The organism is Pseudomonas sp. yb_2 (assembly GCF_043103905.1).
Lineage (GTDB): Bacteria > Pseudomonadota > Gammaproteobacteria > Pseudomonadales > Pseudomonadaceae > Aquipseudomonas > Aquipseudomonas alloputida.
The window spans coordinates 1-24,809 of sequence record NZ_JBICKH010000083.1; the positions used below are offsets into that span (position 1 = coordinate 1).

24 protein-coding genes are annotated in these 24,809 nt (G+C 62.7%); 16 read left to right on the forward strand and 8 right to left on the reverse strand.

Annotation, left to right across the window (positions count from 1 at the left end):
• Positions 1-28 precede the first annotated feature (28 nt).
• The 4 genes from ACF8FB_RS23360 (at position 29) to ACF8FB_RS23375 (ending at position 4,624) form a co-directional block, all read left to right on the forward strand.
• Positions 29-664, forward strand: coding sequence for an RluA family pseudouridine synthase (locus ACF8FB_RS23360; protein ID WP_019436776.1), 636 nt, complete (start codon positions 29-31; stop codon positions 662-664).
• 170 nt (positions 665-834) lie between these two features.
• Positions 835-2,124 (forward strand): M18 family aminopeptidase, encoded by a 1,290-nt coding sequence (locus ACF8FB_RS23365; RefSeq protein ID WP_010952777.1) that lies wholly within the window; start codon positions 835-837, stop codon positions 2,122-2,124.
• A gap of 140 nt (positions 2,125-2,264) precedes the next feature.
• Complete coding sequence (locus tag ACF8FB_RS23370) at positions 2,265-2,432, forward strand: hypothetical protein (RefSeq protein ID WP_003252566.1); 168 nt, start codon at positions 2,265-2,267, stop codon at positions 2,430-2,432.
• Positions 2,433-2,476: 44 nt separating this feature from the next.
• On the forward strand, positions 2,477-4,624 hold the full coding sequence (locus ACF8FB_RS23375; RefSeq protein WP_392512119.1) for a mechanosensitive ion channel family protein: 2,148 nt from the start codon (positions 2,477-2,479) through the stop codon (positions 4,622-4,624).
• A 31-nt stretch (positions 4,625-4,655) separates the two neighbouring features.
• On the opposite strand, the gene ACF8FB_RS23380 is transcribed toward ACF8FB_RS23375, so the two are convergent.
• On the reverse strand, positions 4,656-5,369 hold the full coding sequence (locus ACF8FB_RS23380; protein ID WP_003252562.1) for a UTRA domain-containing protein: 714 nt from the start codon (positions 5,367-5,369) through the stop codon (positions 4,656-4,658).
• Positions 5,370-5,696: 327 nt separating this feature from the next.
• Between ACF8FB_RS23380 and ACF8FB_RS23385 the strand changes: the two genes are divergently transcribed.
• The 6 genes from ACF8FB_RS23385 to ACF8FB_RS23410 all read left to right on the forward strand — a co-directional run bounded on the left by ACF8FB_RS23385 (position 5,697) and on the right by ACF8FB_RS23410 (position 10,976).
• A complete protein-coding gene (locus ACF8FB_RS23385) occupies positions 5,697-6,761 on the forward strand; it encodes an ABC transporter substrate-binding protein (RefSeq protein WP_010952774.1) in 1,065 nt (354 codons plus the stop codon).
• A 129-nt stretch (positions 6,762-6,890) separates the two neighbouring features.
• Positions 6,891-7,697 (forward strand): alkaline phosphatase family protein, encoded by an 807-nt coding sequence (locus tag ACF8FB_RS23390; RefSeq protein WP_003252558.1) that lies wholly within the window; start codon positions 6,891-6,893, stop codon positions 7,695-7,697.
• On the forward strand, positions 7,694-8,533 hold the full coding sequence (locus ACF8FB_RS23395; protein WP_010952772.1) for an ABC transporter permease subunit: 840 nt from the start codon (positions 7,694-7,696) through the stop codon (positions 8,531-8,533). The genes ACF8FB_RS23390 and ACF8FB_RS23395 overlap by 4 nt, the downstream gene beginning before the upstream one ends.
• Positions 8,523-9,317, forward strand: coding sequence for an ABC transporter permease (locus ACF8FB_RS23400; protein WP_003252553.1), 795 nt, complete (start codon positions 8,523-8,525; stop codon positions 9,315-9,317). Before ACF8FB_RS23395 ends, ACF8FB_RS23400 begins: the two co-directional genes overlap by 11 nt.
• Position 9,318: 1 nt before the next feature.
• Positions 9,319-10,308, forward strand: a complete 990-nt coding sequence (locus ACF8FB_RS23405) for an ABC transporter ATP-binding protein (protein WP_010952771.1) — start codon at positions 9,319-9,321, stop codon at positions 10,306-10,308.
• A gap of 14 nt (positions 10,309-10,322) precedes the next feature.
• Positions 10,323-10,976, forward strand: a complete 654-nt coding sequence (locus tag ACF8FB_RS23410) for an HAD family hydrolase (RefSeq protein WP_392512123.1) — start codon at positions 10,323-10,325, stop codon at positions 10,974-10,976.
• Positions 10,977-11,036: 60 nt separating this feature from the next.
• Here ACF8FB_RS23410 and ACF8FB_RS23415 read toward each other — a convergent pair whose 3' ends face one another.
• Positions 11,037-11,999 carry an NAD(P)H-quinone oxidoreductase gene (locus ACF8FB_RS23415; RefSeq protein ID WP_010952769.1) on the reverse strand — a complete coding sequence of 321 codons (963 nt, stop codon included), beginning with the start codon at positions 11,997-11,999 and terminating at the stop codon, positions 11,037-11,039.
• A 139-nt stretch (positions 12,000-12,138) separates the two neighbouring features.
• On the opposite strand from ACF8FB_RS23415, the gene ACF8FB_RS23420 reads away from it, so the two are divergent.
• A complete protein-coding gene (locus ACF8FB_RS23420; protein ID WP_164721827.1) occupies positions 12,139-14,220 on the forward strand; it encodes a carboxy terminal-processing peptidase in 2,082 nt (693 codons plus the stop codon).
• 117 nt (positions 14,221-14,337) lie between these two features.
• Positions 14,338-15,420 carry an EAL domain-containing protein gene (locus ACF8FB_RS23425; RefSeq protein ID WP_392512125.1) on the forward strand — a complete coding sequence of 361 codons (1,083 nt, stop codon included), beginning with the start codon at positions 14,338-14,340 and terminating at the stop codon, positions 15,418-15,420.
• A gap of 25 nt (positions 15,421-15,445) precedes the next feature.
• Here ACF8FB_RS23425 and ACF8FB_RS23430 read toward each other — a convergent pair whose 3' ends face one another.
• The 5 genes from ACF8FB_RS23430 to pcaQ form a co-directional block, all read right to left on the reverse strand.
• Entirely contained in the window at positions 15,446-15,814 is a 369-nt protein-coding gene (locus ACF8FB_RS23430; protein WP_003252539.1) for a hypothetical protein, read from the reverse strand.
• On the reverse strand, positions 15,811-16,149 hold the full coding sequence (locus tag ACF8FB_RS23435) for a helix-turn-helix transcriptional regulator (protein ID WP_004577645.1): 339 nt from the start codon (positions 16,147-16,149) through the stop codon (positions 15,811-15,813). Before ACF8FB_RS23435 ends, ACF8FB_RS23430 begins: the two co-directional genes overlap by 4 nt.
• A gap of 114 nt (positions 16,150-16,263) precedes the next feature.
• Positions 16,264-16,701, reverse strand: a complete 438-nt coding sequence (locus ACF8FB_RS23440; protein WP_010952766.1) for a YkvA family protein — start codon at positions 16,699-16,701, stop codon at positions 16,264-16,266.
• 288 nt (positions 16,702-16,989) lie between these two features.
• Positions 16,990-17,742 (reverse strand): FKBP-type peptidyl-prolyl cis-trans isomerase, encoded by a 753-nt coding sequence (locus ACF8FB_RS23445; RefSeq protein ID WP_010952765.1) that lies wholly within the window; start codon positions 17,740-17,742, stop codon positions 16,990-16,992.
• Positions 17,743-17,995: 253 nt separating this feature from the next.
• A complete protein-coding gene (gene pcaQ / locus ACF8FB_RS23450; protein ID WP_010952764.1) occupies positions 17,996-18,928 on the reverse strand; it encodes a pca operon transcription factor PcaQ in 933 nt (310 codons plus the stop codon).
• 177 nt (positions 18,929-19,105) lie between these two features.
• On the opposite strand from pcaQ, the gene ACF8FB_RS23455 reads away from it, so the two are divergent.
• On the forward strand, positions 19,106-20,500 hold the full coding sequence (locus ACF8FB_RS23455; protein ID WP_110771776.1) for a hypothetical protein: 1,395 nt from the start codon (positions 19,106-19,108) through the stop codon (positions 20,498-20,500).
• Between the two features lie 29 nt (positions 20,501-20,529).
• Here ACF8FB_RS23455 and ACF8FB_RS23460 read toward each other — a convergent pair whose 3' ends face one another.
• Positions 20,530-21,459: an AraC family transcriptional regulator gene (locus ACF8FB_RS23460; RefSeq protein WP_010952762.1), complete on the reverse strand. Its 930-nt coding sequence runs from the start codon at positions 21,457-21,459 to the stop codon at positions 20,530-20,532.
• Between the two features lie 295 nt (positions 21,460-21,754).
• Between ACF8FB_RS23460 and ACF8FB_RS23465 the strand changes: the two genes are divergently transcribed.
• The 3 genes from ACF8FB_RS23465 to ACF8FB_RS23475 all read left to right on the forward strand — a co-directional run bounded on the left by ACF8FB_RS23465 (position 21,755) and on the right by ACF8FB_RS23475 (position 24,803).
• Positions 21,755-23,095: an MFS transporter gene (locus ACF8FB_RS23465; protein WP_392510518.1), complete on the forward strand. Its 1,341-nt coding sequence runs from the start codon at positions 21,755-21,757 to the stop codon at positions 23,093-23,095.
• Between the two features lie 220 nt (positions 23,096-23,315).
• On the forward strand, positions 23,316-24,026 hold the full coding sequence (locus tag ACF8FB_RS23470) for a fumarylacetoacetate hydrolase family protein (protein WP_392510519.1): 711 nt from the start codon (positions 23,316-23,318) through the stop codon (positions 24,024-24,026).
• An 18-nt stretch (positions 24,027-24,044) separates the two neighbouring features.
• On the forward strand, positions 24,045-24,803 hold the full coding sequence (locus ACF8FB_RS23475) for an SDR family oxidoreductase (protein WP_392510520.1): 759 nt from the start codon (positions 24,045-24,047) through the stop codon (positions 24,801-24,803).
• Positions 24,804-24,809: the final 6 nt, after the last annotated feature.

A 24,809-nucleotide genomic window follows, 5' to 3' on the forward strand; every position in this document is an offset into this window, starting at 1 on the left:
GTTTACTGCTATTTTCGTGAGACCTGCAATGCCGCTGTCGAATGTCCAGATCCTCTTCGAAGACGCCGCCATCCTGGTGATCAACAAACCGACCCTGCTGCTGTCGGTACCTGGCCGTGCCGAGGACAACAAGGACTGCCTGATCACCCGTCTGCAGGAAAACGGCTATCCCGATGCGCTGATCGTGCACCGTCTGGACTGGGAAACCTCCGGCATCATCCTGCTGGCCCGCGATGCCGACAGCCACCGCGAGCTGTCGCGCCAGTTCCACGACCGTGAAACCGAAAAAGCCTACACCGCACTGTGCTGGGGCCAGCCGGCGCTGGACAGCGGCAGCATCGACCTGCCACTGCGCTACGACCCACCGACCAAACCACGGCATGTGGTGGACCACGAGCAGGGCAAGCACGCCCTGACCTTCTGGCGTATCGTGGAACGCTGCGGCGATCACTGTCGGGTGGAGCTGACGCCGATTACCGGGCGTTCGCACCAGCTGCGCGTGCACATGCTGTCGATCGGGCACCCGCTGCTGGGTGATCGGCTGTACGCCAACCCGCAAGCCCTGGCGGCCCATGAGCGGCTGTGCCTGCATGCCTCGATGCTGAGCTTTACCCACCCGGTGTCCGGGCAGCGGTTGAAGTTCGAGTGCCCTGCGCCGTTCTGATTTTGCAGGGCCTGTACCGGCCTCTTCGCGGCTAAAGCCGCTCCTACAAGGGCCGCACTGCGCTCAGGGGCTGTGCAATACCTGTGGTAGCGGGGGTTAGCTGCGAAGATGCAGACACAAATTGTCGACATTCTGCGTTAAACTCGCGCCACTGCTGTCTGGAGTGAGCTATGCGCGACGCACTGAATACCGGCCTCATCGAATTTCTCAAGGCCTCCCCCACGCCCTTCCATGCCACCGCCAGCCTGGTCCAGCGCCTTGAGGCGGCCGGCTACAAGCGCCTGGACGAGCGCGACAGTTGGGACACCGAGACTGGCGGCCGCTACTACGTCACCCGCAACGATTCTTCAATCATCGCCATCAAACTGGGCAAGCAGTCGCCGCTGCTCAATGGCATCCGCATGGTCGGCGCCCACACTGACAGCCCGTGCTTGCGGGTCAAGCCTCAGCCCGAGCTACAGCGCCAGGGCTTCCTGCAATTGGGCGTGGAAGTGTATGGCGGCGCGTTGCTGGCCCCCTGGTTCGACCGCGATCTGTCGCTGGCCGGCCGCGTCACCTACCGCCGTGACGGCAAGGTCGAAAGCCAGCTGATCGACTTCAAGCTGCCAGTCGCGATCATCCCCAACCTGGCGATCCACCTGAACCGCACCGCCAACGAAGGCTGGGCGATCAACCCGCAGAACGAACTGCCCCCCATCCTCGCCCAAGTGGCCGGTGACGAACGCATCGACTTCCGCGCCCTGCTCACCGAGCAACTGGCCCGCGAGCACGAGCTGATCGCCGACGTGGTGCTGGACTACGAGCTGAGCTTCTATGACACGCAGGACGCCGCGCTGATCGGTCTGAATGGCGACTTCATCGCTGGCGCCCGCCTGGACAATCTGCTGTCGTGCTACGCCGGTTTGCAGGCCCTGCTGGCCGCCGACAGCGACGAAACCTGTGTGCTGGTGTGCAACGACCACGAAGAAGTCGGCAGTTGCTCGGCCTGCGGTGCCGATGGCCCGATGCTGGAGCAGACCCTGCAGCGCCTGCTGCCCGATGGCGACACCTATGTGCGCACCGTTCAGCGCTCGCTGATGGTGTCGGCCGACAACGCCCACGGCGTGCACCCCAACTACGCCGACAAGCATGACGGCAACCACGGGCCGAAGCTCAACGCCGGGCCCGTGATCAAAGTGAACAACAACCAGCGTTACGCCACCAACAGCGAGACGGCCGGGTTCTTCCGCCACTTGTGCATGGCCGAGGAAGTACCGGTGCAGAGCTTTGTGGTGCGCAGCGACATGGGCTGTGGCTCGACCATCGGGCCGATCACCGCCAGCCACCTGGGTGTGCGCACGGTGGATATCGGTTTGCCGACCTTTGCCATGCACTCCATTCGCGAGCTGTGTGGCAGCCATGACCTGGCGCACCTGGTGAAGGTACTGACCGCGTTCTACCGTAGCCGCGAGCTGCCTTGATGTAAGCAGGCGCGGCCTGTTCGCGGCGGTTCGACGCCTCGAACAGGCCGCGCCTGCTTAAACGTGCTCAAGGTCAATCACGCCTCGTTGGTCAAGCGCTATGCTTGTTACATGGCCCCACTGCAAAAGGATTGCTGTCCATGTCCCCGTTCCTGTCACTGTTCGTCCCGGTGTTCCTGTTCCTGATGCTGCTGACCATCGGCTTCAGCATGCGCGAACGCAACATCGGTGTACTGATGATGTGGGTCGGCACCTTGGGTATTTTCGGCCTCACCTGCTGGAAGATCCTCGAGAAACTGCCGACATAAACCTCTACACTCGGTCAATCGTTTGACCTGAGGTAGATTTGCCAGTGCCTGCCCTCCTGCGTTACCTGTTCCTGTTGCTCTTGCTTTTCATTGCCCCGGTACAAGCGGCGGGCTTGCCTGGCCTGCTGGGCGGCAGTGCGCCCGCGCAACCAGAGGCCACCGAGCCGCTGGGCAAGTCGCTGGACGAGGTGATCAAGAACCTCGAAAACGACCAGCAACGGGCCAAGCTGCTGGCCGACCTGAAAAAACTGCGCGACGCCACCCGGCAATCGCAACCCAGCGTTGAACAGGGCGTACTCGGCCTGATCGGCGGTGCCCTGCATGACTTTGAAAAACAGTTCAGCGGCGATGCCAGCCCATTCCACTGCTGGGCCGCGGAAATCGAACAGGCCCAGGCCGAACTGGCGGAACTGGTGGTGCCCGTGCACCAGTGGCCGGCGATCCTGTTCGGTTTTGCTGCAGTGATTGCCGTGTGGAGCGTGCTGGCCTATGCCTTCAACTGGGTCGGCCATCGGGTCCGCCTGCGCTTTGGCCTGAGCGAGGAACTGCCACAGCACCCGCGGACCTGGGACCTGGTGCGCTTTGCCTTGCGCAAGCTCGGCCCCTGGCTGGTAGCGCTGGTGTTCACGGTGTACCTGAGTTTCGTGCTGCCGCCATCACTGGGCAAATCCCTGGCCATGGTGCTGGCCTACGCACTGGTGGTCGGTACCTGCTTTTCGGCCATTTGCGTCATCGCCTTTTCCTTGCTGGACGGCCCACACCGCCACCGCGCCCTACACATCCTGCGGCGCCAGGCGTTTCGCCCGTTGTGGCTGATTGGCAGCTTCGCCGCGTTTGGCGAGGCGATGAGCGATCCACGCATGCTGGTTGCTCTCGGTACCCACCTGGCCCACACCCTGGCTACCTTGGCCAATGTGATTGCGGCACTGTGCACCGGGCTGTTCATCCTGCGCTTCCGCCGGCCGATCGCCCACCTGATCCGCAATCAGCCACTGTCGCGACGCCTGACCCGACGTACCCTCAGTGATACCATCGAGATCCTCGGCAGCTTCTGGTTCATTCCGGCGCTGATTCTGGTGGCCATTTCGCTGTTCGCCACCTTCGTCTCCGCCGGCGACACCAGCACCGCCCTGCGCCAGTCGCTGATGTGCACCGTGCTGGTGGTGGTGTGCATGGTGCTCAACGGCCTGGTGCGCCGCCATGCCGCCAACCCCAAGCGGGCCAGCAAGCGCCAGGCGGTGTACACCGAACGCCTGCGCAACTTCGGCTACCTGCTGGTGCACCTGTTCATCTGGCTGGTGTTCATCGAGTTGGGCCTGCGCGTGTGGGGCGTGTCGATGATCAGCTTCGCCGAGGGCGACGGCCATGACATCAGCCTGCGCCTGCTGGGCCTGGCCGGCACGCTGATCGTGGCCTGGCTGGTGTGGATCCTTGCCGACACCGCCGTACACCATGCCCTGGTGCGCTCGCGCCGGGGGCTGGCCAACGCCCGTGCGCAAACCATGATGCCGTTGATTCGCAACGTGATGTTCGTGGTCATCTTCATCATCGCGGTCATCGTCGCCCTGGCCAACATGGGCATGAACGTCACCCCGCTGCTGGCCGGTGCCGGTGTGATCGGCCTGGCCATCGGTTTTGGCGCGCAGTCGCTGGTGGCCGACCTGATCACCGGCCTGTTCATCATCATCGAAGATTCGCTGGCCATCGACGACTATGTGGATGTCGGCGGCCACCTCGGCACGGTGGAAGGGTTGACCATTCGTACCGTGCGCCTGCGCGACATCGACGGCATCGTGCATACCATCCCGTTCAGCGAAATCAAGAGCATCAAGAACTACTCGCGGGAGTTCGGCTACGCGATCTTCCGCGTGGCAATCCCGCACAGCATGAACATCGACCAGGCGATCTCGCTGGTTCGCGAAGTGGGGCAGAAGCTGCGCAACGACCCGCTGATGCGCCGTAATATCTGGTCGCCGCTCGAGCTGCAGGGGGTGGAGAGCTTCGAGTCAGGGTCGGCGATCTTGCGGGCGCGGTTCAAGACCGCGCCGATCAAGCAGTGGGAGGTGTCGCGGGCGTTCAACCTGGCCTTGAAGCGGCAGCTGGATGAAGCCGGGCTGGACCTGGCGACGCCGCGGTTGTCGGTGCAGGTGGTGACAGCCGGTGGGGGTGGAATGACCGAGGCCGGCTCGTAGGAGCGGGTTTACCCGCGAAGAAAGCAACACATCATCCAGCCTGGGCACGAATGCGGATCGCATCATGCCGCCAATACTCGAGGTCACAGTCGATCAAGTGCCCATGCTGGTCGCTGTTGACCCGGGTAATGTGCAACCCCGGGCTGCCCGCCGACACTTTCAAGGCGCTTGCCGCCTCCACCGGCAACGCTGTCGGCAGGATCTCGAAGCACACCTGCCCGTACTCGATGCCATACACCCGCCCATAAATCTCGGTCAGTGACTGCGCCAGGTCGTGTTCGAGAATGCCTGGAAAGTACCGGGGGTTGAGGTAATGCTCGGCATACAGCACCGCCCGCCCGTCAATCCGCCGTAACCGGCAGACGCGCACCACACTGGACAACGCCGGCAGCTGCAAACGTGCACAGATGGCCGCCGACGCCGGCTGCAGCCTCGCCGACAGCAGTTCGGTACTGGCCACCCGCCCCTGATCGCGCACCATGGCATGGAAGTGGCTGCGCTCGATCAGGTCGTAGGTCAAGCGCTGCGGCGCAACGAACCAGCCTCGGCGCTCTTCTCGGTAGATCAAGCCTTGGGCCTCCAGCTGCACCAACGCCTCACGCAGGGTAATGCGCGTGGTGTCGAACACCTCGCTGAGCCGCCGCTCGGCCGGCAGCTTGCCGCCCGGCGCCAGCAGGCCATGCTCGATCTGCTCCTGCAGGGCATGGCAGATGGCTGTTACCGCACGCGGGGGCGTCGACTGCATCGAAAGGTTACCTATCTGGACTAGTCCAGCCCCATCACAGGGCAGGTTGAGAATAGTGCAAGCCTATGCAGGGCTGATGAACATCCTGTGACAAAGCTTGGGCCAGGCACTGCCAGAAACGCGCCAAGCCAGCAGAACCGGGGCGATTACCTGGTCTACGCTGTAGCTTCAGGGCCCTTGCCGGCCCCCTCCCTACATCAAACTGTCACGCAAGCGGCCTACCTTGGCTCAAGGTTTGCTGACCTAGACCAAAGGTGCCAGTCAAAGGCTTGCAACGGCTTTACCCAGAACAACGATCGCAAAGGCACCCACCCAAAGGAGCTTCGGATGAAAAAGTTCTTCATGGCGTCACTGCTTGGTTCGGCCATCGCGTTGTGCACCACGGCCATGGCAGCCAGCACTGACCTCAAGGCCCTGGAAGACGCCGCCCGCAAGGAAGGCACTGTCAACAGCGTGGGCATGCCCGACGCCTGGGCAAACTGGAAAGGCACCTGGGAAGACCTGGCCAGCAAGTACGGCCTCAAGCACAGCGACACCGACATGAGCTCGGCCCAGGAACTGGCCAAGTTCGAAGCCGAGAAGGACAACGCCAGCGCCGACATCGGTGACGTGGGTGCCGCCTTCGGCCCGATCGCGGTGACCAAGGGCGTCAGCCAGCCTTACAAGCCAAGCACCTGGGACCAGGTGCCGGAATGGGCCAAGGACAAGGACGGCCACTGGGCGCTGGCCTATACCGGCACCATCGCTTTCATCATCAACAAGGACCTGGTCAAGGAAGAGGAACGGCCGAAAACCTGGCATGACCTGGAAAAAGGCAAGTACAAGGTCGCCATCGGTGACGTCGGCACCGCCGCCCAGGCCGCCAACGGTGTGCTGGCTGCGGCCATCGCCTACAAGGGTGACGAAAGCAACGTGGCGCCGGGCCTGCAGCTGTTCACCAAGCTGGCGCAGCAGAAGCGCCTGTCACTGGCCAACCCAACCATCCAGACCCTGGAAAAAGGCGAAGTGGAAGTTGGCGTGGTGTGGGACTTCAACGGCCTGAGCTACCGTGAACAGATCGACCCCAAGCGTTTTGAAGTGCTGATCCCCTCGGACGGCTCGGTGATTTCCGGCTATACCACGGTCATCAACAAGTACGCCAAGCACCCCAACGCGGCCAAGCTGACCCGTGAATACATCTTCAGCGACGCCGGGCAGATCAACCTGGCCAAGGGCCATGCGCGGCCGATCCGGGCCGAGCACCTGAAGCTGCCGGCGGATGTGCAGGCCAAGCTGCTGCCCAACGACCAGTACGCTGCCGCCCAGCCGATCAAGAATGCCGAAGCCTGGGAAGCCACCTCGAAGAAACTGCCGCAGATGTGGCAGGAGCAGGTGATCATCGAGATGGAGTAAGGGGCAGGGCTTTGTAGCACCTGATCCGGCCCTTTCGCGGGTAAACCCGCTCCTACACAGGGATACACGATACCTGTAGGAGCGGGTTTACCCGCGAAGGTGCCAACGCGGCTCATGACTGGAGAAAACATGCAACACAACGTCATCCTGGTCCTGCTTGACGGCCTCAACTACCAGGTCGCCCACCATGCGATGGGCCACCTGCACGCCTACGTCGAAGCAGATCGCGCCGCGCTGTACCGCGTGGAATGCGAGCTGCCATCGCTGTCGCGGCCGCTGTACGAATGCATCCTCACCGGCGTGCCACCGATCGACAGCGGCATCGTGCACAACAACATCAACCGCCTGTCCAACCAACGCAGCGTGTTTCACTACGCCCGCGAGGCCAACCTGGGCACCGCAGCGGCGGCTTATCACTGGATGAGCGAGCTGTACAACCGCTCGCCCTTCGACCCGCAGCGTGACCGCCACACCCACGCGCCGAAGCTGCCGATCCAGCACGGGCTGTTCTACTGGGACGACCGTTACCCCGATTCGCACCTTCTGGCCGATGGCGAGTACCTGCGCCGCCGTCACGCCCCCAACTTTCTGCTGGTGCACCCGATGAGCGTTGACGACGTGGGTCACCGCCACGGCCTGGACAGCAGCCAGTATCGCAACGCTGCGCGCAGCGTCGACATCCTGCTGGCCGACTACCTGCCCGGCTGGCTCGAAGAGGGCTACCAGGTATTGGTCACCGCCGACCACGGCATGAACAACGACCGCTCGCACAACGGCCTGCTGGCGGAAGAACGTGAAGTGCCGCTGTTCGTCTTCGGCGACGCTTTCAGCCTGGACCCGGCCGCCAAACCGCTGCAAACCGAACTGTGCGGTACCATCTGCGAGCTGCTGGGTGCCGCGCACGACAAGACGGTTTGCCGGGAGCTGCTGAAGTGAATGGCGGCATACGTGGCCGCTACCTGGCCCTGCTCTGCCTGCTGCCGTTCGCCGTGTTCTTCGTCATTTTCCAGGTCGCCCCGCTGGCCTGGGTGGCGATCAACAGCCTGCAATCGGAGGCCGGCTGGGGCATCGACAACTTCAGCAAGGTGTTCGCCTCCAAGTTCTACCGGCAGGCGTTGCAACGCAGCCTGGAAATCAGCTTCTGGTCGAGCGTGTTCGGCATCGTCATCGCTACCCTCGGCGCCTATTCACTGCGCCAGGTGGACTCGAAGCTGCGCGACTTCGTCAGCGCCTTCGCCAACATGACCAGCAACTTTGCCGGCGTACCGCTGGCCTTTGCCTTCATCATCCTGCTTGGCTTCAACGGCGCGCTGACGCTGCTGCTGAAGCAGGTCGGCCTGCTGGAGGACTTCAGTATCTATTCCAAAAGCGGCTTGATCCTGGTGTACACCTACTTCCAGATCCCGCTGGGCGTCTTGCTGCTGTACCCCGCCTTCGACGCTCTGCGCGAAGACTGGCGCGAGTCAGCCGCACTGCTGGGCGCCAACCACTGGCAGTTCTGGCGACACATCGGCCTGCCGGTGCTGGCCCCGGCACTGCTGGGCACCTTCGTCATCCTGCTGGCCAACGCCCTGGGCGCCTACGCCACCGTGTACGCACTGACCACCGGCAACTTCAACGTACTGCCGATCCGCATCGCCGGCCTGGTGGCGGGCGACATCAGCCTCGATCCGAACCTGGCCAGCGCCCTGGCGATGGTGCTGGTGGGGCTGATGACGCTGGTCACGGTGGTGCATCAATGGCTGCTGAAAAGGAGCTACCATGCGCGCTGACATCCGTTCCGGCGGCTGGTACCACCGCCTCGTGGTCTACCTGCTGTTCCTGATCCTGCTGCTGCCCCTGGCCGGCACCCTCCTCTACTCGCTGGCCACCAGCTGGTCGGCGAGCCTGCTGCCCAGTGGCCTGACCCTGAAGTGGTATGCGGCGCTGTGGAGCGAGCCACGCTTCCTCGCGGCCTTCGGCCAGTCGTTGCTGGTGTGCGTAGGCGCGCTGCTGCTGTCGGTGGTGCTGATCTTGCCACTGCTGTTCGTGGTGCATTACCACTTCCCGCGGCTCGACGCGCTGATGAACATCCTCATCCTGCTGCCATTCGCGGTCCCGCCGGTGGTGTCGTCGGTGGGGCTGCTGCAGCTGTATGGCAGCGGGCCGATGGCCATGGTCGGCACACCGTGGATCCTGATCGGCTGCTACTTCACCATCGCCCTGCCGTTCATGTACAGGGCCATCACCAACAACCTGCAGGCCATCAACCTGCGCGACCTGATGGACGCCGCGCAGCTGCTCGGCGCCAGCACCTGGCAGGCCGCACTGCTGGTGGTGCTGCCGAACCTGCGCCAGGGCCTGATGGTGGCAGTGCTGCTGTCGTTCTCGTTCCTGTTCGGCGAATTCGTGTTTGCCAACCTGCTGGTCGGCACCCGCTACGAGACCCTGCAGGTGTACCTGAACAACATGCGCAACAGCAGCGGCCACTTCAACAGCGCGCTGGTCATCTCCTACTTCGCCTTCGTGCTGGTACTGACCTGGGTCGCCAACCGCCTGAACAAGGACAAGACCTGACATGAGCTTCGTCAGCGTACAGAAACTGCAGAAAAGCTACGCCGGCAGCCCGGTGTTCGAGCGCATCGACTGCCACATCGAACGCGGCGAATTCGTCACCCTGCTCGGCCCGTCCGGCTGCGGCAAGTCCACCCTGCTGCGCTGCATTGCCGGGCTGACCTCGGTGGACAGCGGGCAGATACTGCTCGACGGCCACGACATCGTGCCGCTAAGCCCGCAAAAGCGTGGCATCGGCATGGTGTTCCAGAGCTACGCGCTGTTCCCTAACATGACCGTGGAGCAGAATGTCGCCTTCGGCCTGCGCATGCAGAAGGTCAAGGCCGACGAAAGCCAGCTGCGGGTACGCGAGGTACTGGAGCTGGTGGAGCTGGGCAAGTTCGCCGGGCGCTACCCGCACCAGCTTTCCGGCGGCCAGTGCCAGCGCGTGGCCCTGGCACGCTCACTGGTCACCCGCCCGCGCCTGCTGCTGCTCGACGAACCGTTGTCGGCGCTGGATGCGCGTATCCGCAAGCACCTGCGCGAGCAGATTCGTGCCATCCAGCGCGAACTGGGGCTGACCACCATCTTCGTCACTCACGATCAGGAGGAAGCGCTGACCATGTCCGACCGCATCTTCCTGATGAACCAGGGGCGCATCGTCCAGAGCGGCGATGCCGAAACCCTCTACACCGCCCCCGTGGACCTGTTTGCCGCCGGTTTCATCGGCAACTACAACCTGCTCGACGCCGACAGCGCCAGCCGCCTGCTGCAGCGCCCGGTGGCCAGCCGCCTGGCGATCCGCCCGGAGTCGATCACCCTTGGCGAGCACGGCGAGCTGGACGCCGAGGTGCGCAGCCACAGCCTGCTGGGCAACGTGATCCGCTACCGGGTACGGGTGCGCGAAGTGGAGCTGGTGGTCGATGTGCTCAACCGCTCGCCGGCCGACTTGCACGCGGACGGAAAACGGGTAAGCGTGTCGATCGACCCCACTGCGCTGCGGGAAGTGGCTTAAGGAGACTCAACACAATGGCACTGGCAATTTTCGATCTGGACGAAACCCTGATCCACGGCGACTGCGCATCACTGTGGAGCGAGCAGATGGCCCGGCTGGGCTGGGTCGACGGCAAGGATTTCCTGCGCCGCGACCATGAACTGATGGAAGCCTATGGCAGGGGCCACCTGCAGATGGAGGACTACATGGCCTTCAGCCTGGAGCCGATTGCCGGGCGTACCCTGGAAGAAGTCGAGCACCTGGTGGCACCGTGGGTCGAAGAAGTGATCGAACCGATCATTTACGGTGACGCCTGCCGCTGCATTGCCGAGCACCGCAAGCGTGGGGATCGCATCCTGATCATTTCCGCTTCGGGGACGCACCTGGTCGGGCCGATTGCCGCGAGACTGGGCGTGGATGAGTACCTGGCCATCGAGCTGGAGGCAGTGAACGGGGTGTACACCGGCAAGACCCACGGGGTGCTGACCTATCGTGAGGGCAAGATCACGCGGTTGCTGGAATGGCTGGATCAGGAGCAGGAAAACCTGGAGGGCGCGAGTTTCTATTCCGATTCGAGGAATGACTTGCCGTTGTTGTTGAGAGTGGATCACCCGCATGTGGTGAACCCGGACGCAGTGTTGCGCGAGCATGCCGAGATCAATGGGTGGCCGACTCTGAACTGGAGCTGAAGGTTTTTATGGGCTGTGCCGGCCCCTTCGCGGGTAAACCCGCGAAGGGGCCAGCCCCGCTTACACCAGGCTAGGGTCGATCACCATCACCAGCTTGCCCGACACCTGGTTGGTCTCCAGCTCGGCATACGCCGCCTGGGCAAACTCCACCGGATAGGTGTCGACCAGCTGCGGCGACAACCGCCCCTCGGCGAACAGCGGCCATACTTGCTGCTGCAGTTCGCGCAACAGCTCGGCCTTGAAGCCGTCATCACGGTTGCGCAGGGTGGAACCGGTAATTTCCAGACGCTTGCCCAGCACTTGGGCCAGGTCCAGCTCGAACTTGCGTCCGCCCATCAGGCCGATGATCACCCAGCGCCCGTCACGGGCCAGCAGCTTGAGGTTCAGCTCACCGTAGCTGGCGCCCACCGGGTCGAGAATCACATCGAACGGGCCAAAACCTTCCAGCGCGTCCAGGTTCTCGTTACGTACCACACCACCCGCAGCGCCCAGCGCCTGGCAGTAGGCCAGGCGGTCCTGCGAACCGACGCTGACCCATACCGGGCTGCCGAACGCCTTGCACAGCTGGATGGCGGCCGAGCCAACGCCACTGGCGCCGGCGTGCACCAGCACCTTCTCGCCAGCCTTCACTGCACCGAGCTGGAAGATGTTCAGCCAGGCGGTGGCATACACCTCCGGCAACGCTGCCGCCTCATGCAGGCCAAGGCCTTCGGGTACCGGCAATACGTGACGGGCATCGACCACCACTTCCTCGGCCATGGCGCCGCTGGCCAGCAGGGCGCAAACGCGGTCACCCACGCGCCAGGCGGCACCAGCCCCCACCTCTTCAACCACCCCGGAACACTCCAGCCCCATGTATGGGCTGGCACCTGGTGGTGGCGGGTACAAACCTTTCATCTGCAGCAGGTCGGCGCGGTTCAGCCCCGCAGCGGCCACGCGAATGCGCACTTGGCCCGCGTCACAGGTCGGGCGTTCGGCCTCGACCCACTCCACATGTCCGTCAACGCCTTGCAATGCCTTCACAGTGCCTCCATAGTTGAATCATGACTGGGCCTGAGGTCGCTTACCTCAGGCCTTTTGCAGTATTTGCCCGGCTCCATGGAACCGGCAACGGAAAAGACGGCCTACTATGCGTGATCAATTGCCTCCACGTCGAATCAGCATGAAGCATTTCCTTCCAAGCACCGCACTGGCTGTGATGATCGGCCTGGGCAGCCTCACGCTCGGCGGCAATGCGGCGGCCGCCAACAAGTGGGACAGCCTGCAGCCCGACCGCGACGAGATCGTCGCCAGCCTCAACGTGGTGGAATTGCTCAAGCGCCACCACTACAGCAAGCCGCCCCTGGACGATGCCCGTTCGGTCATTATCTACGACAGCTACATCAAGCTGCTGGACCCGGCGCGCAGCTACTTCACCGCTGCCGACATTGCCGAATTCGATAAATGGAAAACGCAATTCGACGATTTCCTCAAGAGCGGCAACCTGGACCCGGGCTTCACCATCTACAAGCGCTACCTCGACCGCGTCAAGCAACGCCTGGACTTCGCCCTGGCCGAGCTGAACAAGGGTGTGGACAAGATTGACTTCACCACCAAGGAAACCTTGCTGATCGACCGCAAGGACGCGCCGTGGATGAAGAACCAGGCCGAGCTCGACGACTTGTGGCGCAAACGCGTCAAAGACGAAGTGCTGCGCCAGAAGATCGCCGGCAAGGAACCCAAGCAGATCCAGGAAACCCTGATCAAGCGCTACAAGAACCAGCTCACGCGCCTGGACCAGACCCGTGCCGAGGACATCTTCCAGGCCTACATCAACACCTTCGCCCAGTCCTACGACCCACACACCAACTACCTGTCGCCGGACAACGCCGAAAACTTCGACATCAACATGAGCCTGTCGCTCGAAGGCATTGGTGCAGTGCTGCAAAGCGACAACGACCAGGTCAAGATCGTGCGCCTGGTGCCAGCAGGCCCGGCAGCCAAGACCAAGCAGGTGGCCCCGGCTGACAAGATCATCGGCGTGGCCCAGGGCAACAAGGAAATGGTCGACGTGGTGGGCTGGCGCCTGGATGAAGTGGTCAAGCTGATCCGTGGCCCGAAAGGCTCGGTGGTGCGCCTGGAAATCATCCCGGCCAGCAATGCGCCTAGCGACCAGACCAGCAAGATTGTGTCGATCACCCGTGAAGCGGTGAAGCTTGAAGAACAGGCGGCGAAGAAGTCGGTGCTCAAGCTCAAGCAGGACGGGCGTGACTACAAGCTGGGCATCATCGAGATCCCGGCCTTCTACCTGGACTTCAAGGCCTACCGCGCTGGCGACCCGGAGTACAAGAGCACCACGCGTGACGTGAAGAAGCTGCTCACCGAGCTGCAGAAAGAGAAAGTCGACGGCGTGGTCATCGACCTGCGCAACAACGGCGGCGGCTCGCTGCAGGAAGCCACCGAGCTGACCAGCCTGTTCATCGAGAAAGGCCCGACCGTGCTGGTGCGCAACAGCGATGGCCGCGTCGACGTGCTGGAAGACGAAAACCCGGGGGCCTTCTACAAGGGCCCGCTGGCACTGCTGGTAAACCGCCTGTCGGCCTCGGCATCGGAGATCTTCGCCGGTGCCATGCAGGACTACCACCGCGCGCTGATCATCGGTGGCCAGACCTTCGGCAAAGGCACCGTGCAGACCATCCAGCCGCTCAACCATGGCGAGCTGAAGCTGACCCTGGCCAAGTTTTACCGGGTTTCCGGGCAGAGTACCCAGCATCAGGGGGTGCTGCCGGACATCGACTACCCATCGATCATCGACACCAAGGAAATCGGCGAGAGCGCCCTGCCAGAGGCCATGCCGTGGGACACCATCCGCCCGGTGGTCAAGCCTGCGGCCGATCCGTTCAGGCCGTTCCTGGCCCAGCTCAAGGCGCAACATGAGGCGCGCAGCGACAAGGATGCCGAGTTCACCTACATCCGCGACCGCCTGGCCCTGACCCAGAAGCTGATGAACGAGAAAACCGTCAGCCTCAACGAGCAGGAACGCCGCGCACGCCACGACAGCATCGAGAGCAAGCAACTGGCGCTGGAAAACACCCGCCGCAAGGCCAAGGGTGAAGAACCGCTGAAAGAGCTGAAGAAAGAGGACGAAGACGCTCTGCCGGTCGAGGATGAAAATACCAAGCCGGAAGACGATGCTTACCTCGCGGAAACCGGTCGCATCCTGATCGACTACCTCAGTGCCAGCACCAAGGTGGCCAAAAAGTAAGGCACCTCAGCAATGATGGCAGAATAATGTGATCTGTCATCAAACAGTCATCGCGCTGTCGTGAAATATGAGGGCCGGGCATGCAGATGCCCGGCCCTCATATTTCAGGAATCCATCATGACCGTTGCCGAACAGCTCAGTCCCTTGAGTGCCATCTTGGCTCAGCGCAGTATTCACAGTCTGTTCCAGCCAATCATGTGCCTGAGTGAACATAGGGTGTTCGGCCATGAAGCGCTGAGCCGTGGCCCATCCAATAGCCCGCTGCATGCGCCGCTCAACCTGTTTACCATCGCCCGCCAGGCCGGCCGCCTGACCGAGCTGGAAACCGCTTGCCGAGAAAGCGCCTGCCGACGCTTCAGCGAGCAGCAACTGCAGGGCAAACTGTTTCTCAACATCTCACCTGAATCGCTGCTGGAGCCGCACTACCCCTCCGGCCTGACCCTGAAACTGCTCGAACAGGTTGGCCTGCCGCCCAGCCGGGTGGTGATCGAGTTGACCGAGCACACGCCCACCGACGACTTCCAGCTGCTGTCCAATGCCCTGCACCACTATCGCGACATGGGCTTCTCGATTGCCATCGACGACCTGGGCGCGGGCTATTCCAGCCTGCGCCTGTGGTCGGAGCTGCGCCCCGAGTACGTGAAGATCGACCGGCACTTCATTGACGGCATCCACCGTGACCCGCTCAAGCGCGAGTTTGTTGGCTCTATCTTGCAGATCGCCCGCGCATCGAAGGCACAGGTGATTGCCGAGGGCATCGAGCTGGCGGAAGAGCTGGCGGTGCTGGTGGAGATGGGCGTGGACCTGGTGCAGGGCTATTTGCTAGGGCGGCCACAGGAGATGGGGGTGCGCGACAGCGGGCTTTTACCAGCGTTGACGCAGGTGCCACTGGCTGAACAACCGACAGTGCACTTGAATGCCACGATCGGGCAGCTGCTGGAGCTGTTTGGCCGATACCAGCACCTGGAGGCATTGGAAGTGGTGGATGCCGATGGCAGGGGGTGCGGGTTGATTCACAGGGATGCGCTGCCTGTGCCGGCCTATTCGCGGGTGAACCCGCTCCTACGGGGGCCTGTGCCCAATCACCAATCAGGCGTAGGAGCGGGTTTACCCGCGAATACGGTGGCGGCGGCAACGGAGAACGACGGGTGGAAATTGGCCAGCAGGCCCTGCCCTTTCGCTCAGGGTCACCACCTATAACGAATAGGCTGGAATGGGCAACGCTTCAGGCCGTTTCGGGATAGCTGTACTCGAACACCCGAACCACCTCAGAGGCATGCCACGAGGCGGCCTCCATGCCATCGACCGGCCCGGTAAACCGCCCCAGGCGCTCGACGCACTCAAAGAAGCCAGTACGCGGCAAACGGCTGGCGCCTTGGCTGATCACCAGCGAACTGCGCAATGGCTGCTCGGCACGGGCATCCAGCACCGCCAGGTATTCCAGCGCGGCAGTCAGCGTCTGCATGGCCGGGCTGGGTAGCTGCAAGCGCTCGATCAGCGCTCGGTATGTCAGCAAGTGACGTTGACGACGGGCCAGGTCAAGCTCGCCCAGCAGGTTATCCCAGTGCTGACGGCTGATCCTGACCTGGCTCATGATGGCTCGCTCCAGCCAGCCACCCCCAGATGCCAGGCCAGGGCGCGGCGGATGGCAGCATCTGGCTGGCGTTCACCCGATTCGATCATGGCCAGATACGCCGGGCTCACCCCGACATTGCGCGCCAGCTGCTCCGGGGCAATGCCCTTGGCCTGGCGAATCTGGGCGACTTCGCTGAAGGCTGGCAGAGGGGCACTGGCAGCAACGCCCTGCGCCTCACTGGAAACCGCCTCGGCTGGTGCCTGCCCTGCAGCGCTGAGCAACGCCTGGTATTGCTCCCAGGGAACGACGGCGTACTCGGGTTGACCGTCCCGGCTGATGACCTGAATACCCATTACAAACCCCTTTAAAAAGGATTACAGCATGTAATCCGTAGGCATAACCCTTATGCCAATTATATTACCAACTCCGAGGTCTGTGCAGTTGAGGTGAGATTCAGGCCGGTTTCATTACTTGTTGCGCTCCAGCCGCAGCGCTTCCGGGGTAGCCGGCAGGCGCTCGACCACGCGCAGCCGTTCGGGTGCCTGGCTATCGCGCCAGGCCTTGAAGCGCGCCAACTCGTCGGCCACGGTTTTCAGCACCCAGCCGAGCACCGCGATGTCATCGAGGAAACCCACCCCCAGCAACCAGTCCGGGATGGCATCGATCGGGCTGACGAAATACAGCAGGCCCGCCACGACAGTGACCAGTGCCTTGGGGCTGATGGCACGGTACTCACCCCTCCACCAGGCCAGGCACAACGACTGCAGCAGCTTCACATCTTCACGCAGTTGGCCGAGGCGCGGGCCTTTGCGCGCCACCGCGAACAACAAGGCCGGCAAACGACCGCGGCTGAGCAGGCGCTCGGCCAATGGCAGGAAACGGGCAAAATTCCAGGGTGCGCTCATGGAGCCTCCGAGAGGAAAAGGTTATCCACATTTATTGTGGATAACCTTGTGAACAGGGCGACGTTTCCGCCCCCAGGTGCCTGCCAGGCAAGGGGCCCGGTCAGATCGGGCGTTTTTTACACAGTCGTTTCACGCCATGACTACCTGCGGCGCAAACGATTTGCGTCAGAAACATCCTACTTCTTCACGCTGCATTTCCTCGGACAGTATCAGCTGTTGCAGGTTCGTCCAATCGGCACAAACGAAAACGCCCCAACAATGTGGGGCGTTTCCGACAACCAGCCAATGTTACTTGGCAGGTGCTTCTTCAGGGGCTTCGGCCTGCGGCTCGGCACCTTGCAACTGGGCCGGGTCCTTGATGGCGATCAGTTCCAGATCGAACACCAGTACCGAGTTGGCCGGGATCAGCGGGCTTGGGCTTTGTGCGCCATAGGCCAGTTCAGCCGGGATGAACAACTTGTACTTCTCGCCGACGTGCATCAGCTGCAAACCTTCGACCCAACCTGGGATCACACCGCTGACCGGCAGGTCGATCGGGCTGCCACGCTCGACGGAGCTGTCGAAGACCTTGCCATCGATCAGCTTGCCTTCGTAGTGGACAGTGACCACGTCAGTCGGTTTGGGCTGCGGGCCGTCGGCCTTCTTGACCACTTCGTACTGCAGGCCCGAGGCAGTGGTAACCACGCCTGGCTTCTTGGCGTTTTCTTCGAGGAATTTCTTGCCGGCGGAGGCGGCTTCTTCGCTGGCCTTGGCCAGGCGCTCCTCGGCGCGTTTCTGCAATGCGGTGAAGGCCTCTACCAGCTCTTCGTCCTTGATGCGTTGTTCTTTCTTGCTAACGGCGTCTTCGATGCCGAGGGCGACTGCTTTCGAATCAAGGTCTTCCATGCCTTCCTGAGCCAGGCTCTTGCCCATGTTCAGGCCGATACCGTAGGAGGCTTTCTGCGCCGGAGTCTTCAGCTCGGGGCTGCTGGCTTGTTGATCGCAGCCAGCCAGTACCAGGCCTACCAGGGCAACCGCAGCCGCCAAACGATGCTGTTTCATGCTATTTCCTTGTTCATGCGCCATGAGGGCAATCAGGGTAAAGCCGCGAGCTTATCAGGCGGCCATGACCAATGGCTACCGGCATAGGAGCGGGTTTTCGTAAGGAAGTTCAGTCATTAAAAGCTTCTTCATCGAAGCTTTACAGCCATTGGCCAGTATTGACCCTTTGTGCATGGTTTGCCGATTTTTTGTGGCCTTTTATTTCTGCGGGTTCTGAGGAGGGAAACATCAGGCCAGGCAGCCCCCCGGAACCTCAGGGATACCGACCCTCTCGATATTCCCCTGCCACCTCCCGCAGCACCTCACCCACCCACTGCCCCGGCAAACTCAACGGCAAGGCGGCATTGCGGCAAATCCCCACCGACCCTCCCGGCTCACGCACACCCAGGTCAAGCTCGACCAGTTCGCCACGGCGCAGGTCGAGCAGCACGGCATCACGCGGCGCCACCCACAGGCCATCGCTGCCCAGCAGGTAGCGCCGGCTCAGGGCCAGCGACAGGGTTTCCAGGCGCTGGGCCGGCATCTGGATGCCGCATTGCACAAACAGGCTGTCGGCATGCTGACGGATGGTGGTGCCGGCCGGCGGCAGCACAAGCGGGTAACGCCCCACCTGTCCTCGCTCCACGGGCGTGCTGGCCAGCAGCGGGTGACCCGGGCGCACCACCAGGCTCATCGACTCGCTGTACAGGTGCTCGAACGACAGGCCCTGGATCTGTGGGCTGTCGGTCATGCGCCCAACCACCAGTTCCAGCTCCCCCAGGTGAAGTTGGCCAAGCAACTGCGCGCTGACCCCGGTGACCACGCTGATCACCAGCGCTTCATGGCGCTGATGCAGGCGGCAAAGCACCTCGGGCATGAGCAGGCCTTCGACCGTGGACAGCACGCCAATGCGCACCTGCGACGGCGCCCGCGCTTCACCGCGCAGGCTGCTGACGCCATCGCGCAGCGCCTGCACGCTGGGCCCGGCGTAACGCATGAAGCGGGTGCCGGCCGGGGTCAGCTCGACACCCTGGCGGCTACGCTCGAACAGGCGCGCCTCGAGCAGGTCCTCAAGCTCCTTGAGGGTCTTGGAAATCGCCGGCTGGCTGATCGACAGGATATCGGCCGCCCTGGCCAGGCTGCCCTGCCGGGCAATCTCCAGGAAGCACAGCAAGTGGCGGTATTTGATGCGGGTGTCGAGGTTCATGGCAGCAAGCTTACCGCATCGCTACCTGCGGCGTATCCAGGTCTGCCGCCCCATGCTCACACCTATGCATGCATGTCCAGGCCGTTGACGCACCTGTCACTTCTGCCAGTAGCCGATCCTGGCCAAGCATCGCTCAATAGGCGTTCAGCGGTTTTATTGTGAATGGAGCTCAACGCCATGATTCGAACCAAGAAGCACTTCCCTTCTACCCAACCAGTGCCGCCCTCTCCCCAGGCTCTTCAGCAGCTACCCGTGGCTCCCATCGATCTCAGTTATGGCCACAAAGGCCATGACCACTTCACCCCCAAGGCTCTTCAGCAGCTACCCGTGGCCCCCATCGATCTCAGTTATGGCCACAAAGGCCATGGCCACTTCACCCAAAGCGGCCGCGGCAACATGGGGTCGACGACCAGCGTGCTGAGGAGCAAAGTGCGGCCGGCCCGGTTCTATGTGACTGGGCATCAAACCGATCCCGATGGGCTACACAGTGTTTTCATTGCCTGCCTGGACGCACATGGAAAGCTTGACACCACGTTCAATGGTAGCGGCATGGTCAATTTCAACACGCTGACCACGGATCGCTACCGCAACGCCACCGGAGTAGTGGAGGACATGGCAGGCAATCTGCTGGTGACCGTGGAGCTTTTTGGGGAAAGTACCACTCATTTGTGGAAGCTGATTGCAAAAGGCGAACCCGATCTGGGCTTTGGTCAAGGAAAGGGCTATATCGACACCCGTGCCTTGTTCGGTGCAGATCTTGTGCTGGACAAAGTGGCCTGCCACCAGGAAGGGTTGGTGGCGACCGCGGCTCGATACGAAGCAGGGGATTTCAAAGCGGTGGTTGTCGCCCTGGACAGCAATGGTAGAAGGGACCCCCAATTCGGGGAAAATGGGCTGCTCGCGTTGAGCAATCTGATTCCCGAAGGCTCACTGCACAGCCTTGAAGGCATTGCCGTCATCTCCCCAACCGCCGGGGTGCAGCGCATCGTGATCTGCACTTACATAAAATGTGATTCGAGCTGGTATTCAGTAACCAGTGGTCTCTCGCTGACGGGGCGTCTCGATGACAAATTCGGCGAGGTGGGCCACCACTGGTCAGACGAAGGGATCATCAATAGCGGCTTCACGGTAGAAGACAGCAGCCAACGCATCACGTTGTACGGCCAGCACTACTCGATCGACGACGATCGCAGCCAACCGACCCTCTACCGGCTGGACTATGCTGGCGAGCCTGCCCGCGAGTTCAACCAGGGGCAGGTAGTGCGTTTCGGCATCGACGGCGGGTGGTCCCATATTGAAGAAACCGAGGGGGGGCTAATCGGGTACGGTGGTTTCTTTTACTTCAACCTGGCAGTGCGCTACCAATCAGACGGCCAACTCGACACTCGCTTCGTATCCCCTCACGGCTACGGTCAGTTTGGCGCATTTTCGCCGGAGGATGGTTTCTATACCGCCGAGAATTCGATAGTAGTCGATACCGAGAACCAGCGCATGGTGGTGAGCGGGGAAGACGTACAGCAGGGCTACCGACTTCCCTGCCTGCTCGCCCTCTCTCTGAAACCGGACCAGTAGTACCCACCCCACGGCAGAAGCGGGCAGGCTTAAAGCATTGCCGCCTGCGGCGTATCCGGGTCGCGTTGCTGGCGGCGGAACTGGCCAGGTGGCAGGCCGTGAATCTGGCGGAAACGTCGGGAGAAGTAGGCCTCGTCCGCAAAGCCACAAAGCCGCGCCACCTCGCCCACTGGGCGGCTGCCGTTGAGCAGGTAGTTGCGTGCGGCGTGCATGCGCCGCTCCAGCACCAGCTCGCTGAAGGTCTTGCCGATTTCCTTGCGCAGCCAGTGGGTCAGGTAGGTCGGCGACAGGTAGGTGGCGGCGGCGACTTTCTGCAGGTTCAGGTCGGGGTCGTCGATATGTCGGCGCAGGTAGTCGCTCATGCGGCCCAGCGCGGCACGGCGGCTGAGCTGGGCCGCGTTGCTGTCGGCCAGTTCGCGCAGCGGCTCGGCGTACAGGCCGCAGACCTGGCCGATCAGTTGCAGCAACAGGCCTTTGAGGATTTCGCGGGTGCCGAAACGGCGGTTGGCATCCAGCGCACGCATGCGCTCGAGGGTTTGTCGTACCTCGGCAAAGTCCGGGTCACTCAGGTGGAAGTCGAGATGCTCCTGAAAGCGGAACGGCGACAGCTCCGGCGCCTGCAGGATCGACACTTCCTCCAGGTCCATCGGGTCGCAGGCCAGGTGCGGCAGCAGGAACGTCTGGGAGAAATTGATCACCACGAAGTCGCTGTCCGCCGGATGCGGTATTACATGCACCCGGTGCGGCAGGATGAAGGCCAGGGTGTTGCGTCTGAATGGGCGTTGCACGCTGCCGATGTGTTGCACCGTGTCGCCGCCAAGATTGACCTGGATCTGGAAGTACTCATGACGATGCGGCGCGGTCTCGGCGGGACGCCCGCGCTGGTCGCGGATGTAGAAATCCATCAGCTCGCTGCGCTGCTGCATGACATAGGTCGGAACCTCGCGCTTGGGGGGCATGGGCAATCTCCGGGATACGGGCGCTTTAAGTTGTACGATGTCCAAACTCTGCAATTTAACCCCTTATGCAAAAACCTGCGCAACCGAAAATCCACGCAGCCCTCTGAGAATGCGCTATTCAGCCAATATTTCGGGCGAAACCCTGGCTGAGAAATTTCTTGGACAGCACAGCACTGCCCCGCCTCCAATGAAAAAAACGGTCTAAATACCCCGTTGCATTCACCGCGTTGTACGACCACCTTAGAAAAGGGACTGCAGCCCAACCTCTACCAACAACAACAAACGAGGTCGACTCATGTCGAGCACGCCTACCCCCCGCGCCGCGTCGTCGTACACGCTGGACGCGGCCCCCGCCCAGCGCCTGCCTACCCGCCGCCGCTGGTTCATGCTGTCGCTGCTGCTGGTGGCGACCATCATCAACTACGTCGACCGGGTGAACATTTCCATCGCAGCGCCGTTCATGGCCAAAGACCTGGGCCTGGACAAGGTCGAGATGGGCCTGATTTTCTCCGCATTCGCCTGGACCTACGCGTTGGCCCTGGTACCGGCTGGCTTCATTGCCGACCGCTTCGGCTCACGCCTGACCTATGGCGTGTCGCTGATCAGCTGGTCGGCGGTCACCGTGGCCCAGGGCCTGGCCAGCGGCTTCGCCTCACTGTTCGGCCTGCGCCTGGCGGTCGGCGCCATGGAGGCCCCGGCCTTCCCGGCCAACAGCCGTGCGGTTACGGTATGGTTCCCCGCTCGCGAGCGCGGCATGGCCAGCAGCATCTACGTATGTGGCCAGTACCTGGGCACCGCGCTGTTCACCGGTGCGCTGCTGTGGCTGGCGACCACCTATGACTGGCGCCACGTGTTCTACAGCACCGGTCTGGTCGGCATCCTGTTCGGCGTCGTGTGGCTGGTGCTGTACCGCGACCCGCTGAACTGCAAGAAGGTAAGCAAGGAAGAACTGGCCTACATCGAGAACGGCGGTGGCCTGGTGAAGAGCAGCCAGGAACGTACGCGCTTCGACTGGCGCCAGGTTGCCGAACTGTTCCGCTATCGCCAGGTCTGGGCGATCTGCCTGGGCAAGTTCGCCAGCACCTCGGCACTGTACTTCTTCCTTACCTGGTTCCCCACTTACCTGATCGAAGAACGCCAGCTGACGCTGATCAAGGTCGGCATCTTCGCGGTCATGCCGTTCATTGGTGCCACGGTCGGCATCCTCCTGGCGGGCATCGTCTCCGACCTGCTGATCCGCAAGGGCTACTCGCTGTCGTTTGCCCGCAAGCTGCCGCTGGTGGTGGGCTCGATGCTGGGGATGTCGATCGTGCTGGTGAACTTCACCGACTCCAATGTGCTGTGCATCGCCGTGCTGACCCTGGCGTTCTTTGCCCAGGGCATAGCCTCGTCGTCGTGGGCTGCCGTGTCGGAAGTGGCGCCAAAAGAGCTGATCGGCCTGACCGGCGGCATTACCAGCCTGGCGGCGAACATCGGCGGCATCGTCACACCGATCGTGATCGGCGCGATCGTGCACGCCAGTGGCTCGTTCGCCATGGCGTTCTGGTTCATCGGTGGGGTGGCGTTGATGGGCACACTGTCTTACTCGCTGCTGCTTGGGAAGCTGTATCGCATCGAGCTGAAGGCTGCGGGCTGAGCCAAGGCGTGTATTGACGGTACCGGCCTCTTCGCGGCTAAAGCCGCTCCTACGGGGGGACGGTATTGCCCCTGGGTTTGACGCTATCCCTGTAGGAGCGGCTTTAGCCGCGAAAGGGCCGGTACAGGTGCCTTGGATAGTCCAACCCAACCCCGCTTTCGTCCAACTTTGTCGGCCAGCCGCTGGATACGCTGACCACTCCAGTACGGAGGATCCACCCATGACCTACCTGTTCAACCCGCCGGCCATCGTCAGCCTGCCGATCCGCGGCAGCGATGCGCGCTTCCCGGTCGGCCGGGTGTTCTGCCTCGGCCGCAACTACCCGTGGCCGGAATCCTACGGCGCGGCGCCGCAGGAGCCTGTGTTTTTCATGAAACCGGCAAGCAACGTGGTCGAGGCACTGGGCGAACTGCCCTTCCCGCCGCAGACCGACGAGTTCTGCCATGAAATCGAGCTGGTCGCGGCCATCGCCAAAGGCGGCGCCAACATCGCCCGCGAGCATGCCCTGGAGCACGTGTTCGGCTTTGCCGCCGGTCTGGACATGACCCGTCGCGATCATCAGCGCAAGGCCAAGGCCGAGGGCCTGCCGTGGGAAGCCGCCAAGGTATTCGAGGCTTCGGCACCGATGACCGCCATCGTCCCTGCCAGTGAATGCGACTGGCCGCTGGATACGTCGCTATGGCTGCAGGTCAATGGCCAGGAGCGCCAACGTGCACACCTCAGCCAGCAGACCTGGGCATTGGCTGAAGTGATCAGCAGGCTGTCTCGCCAACTGCCGCTGCGCCCGGGCGACCTGATCATGACCGGCAGCCCGCCCGGCGTGGCACCGCTGAACCCGGGCGACACCCTTCACGCCGGCATCGATGGTATCGGCGAACTGCACCTGCACGTCGGCCCTCGCCCTGCCGGGCATGCCGCCAACGCCGCCTGAACCTGTTGGAGCCTATCGATGAGCCAAAACAAGAAAGTCGCGCTGGTCACCGGTGCTGGCAGTGGCATCGGCCGTGCCGTCGCCCTCGCCCTGCTCGAGGACAACTTCAGCCTGGTCCTCGCCGGGCGCCGCGCCGAACCGCTACAAGCCGTCGTCGAGCAAGCGCTAGCAGCGGGCGGTGAGGCCTTGGCCGTTCCCACTGACGTGCGCGATGAGCAAAGCGTCGCGCACTTGTTCGCCACCATCGAGGAGGTGCATGGCCGCCTCGATGTGATGTTCAACAATGCCGGCATCAACGCCCCCGCTGTACCCGTCGACGAGCTGCCGTTGGAGAACTGGCGCAACGTCATCGCCACCAACGTCGATGGTGTATTCCTGTGCGCCCGCGCCGCCTTCGGCCTTATGCGTCGCCAGCAGCCGCAAGGCGGGCGGATCATCAACAACGGCTCGATCTCGGCGCACACCCCACGCCCGTTCACCGCACCTTACACCGCCAGCAAGCATGCGGTGCTGGGCCTGACCAAGGCGCTGGCGCTGGATGGTCGGCCTTACCACATCGCGTGCAGCCAGGTGGACATCGGCAACGCCCTGACCGAGTTGTCCGAGCGCATGACCCGGGGGGTGCGCCAGGCCAATGGCGAGATCGCCGCCGAGCCGATGCTCGACGTGCGGCATGTGGCCGATGCGGTGCGCTACATAGCAGCGCTGCCGCTCGACGCCAACGTACTGAACATGACCGTGATGGCCAGCAACATGCCATTCGTTGGCCGTGGCTGATCCCTG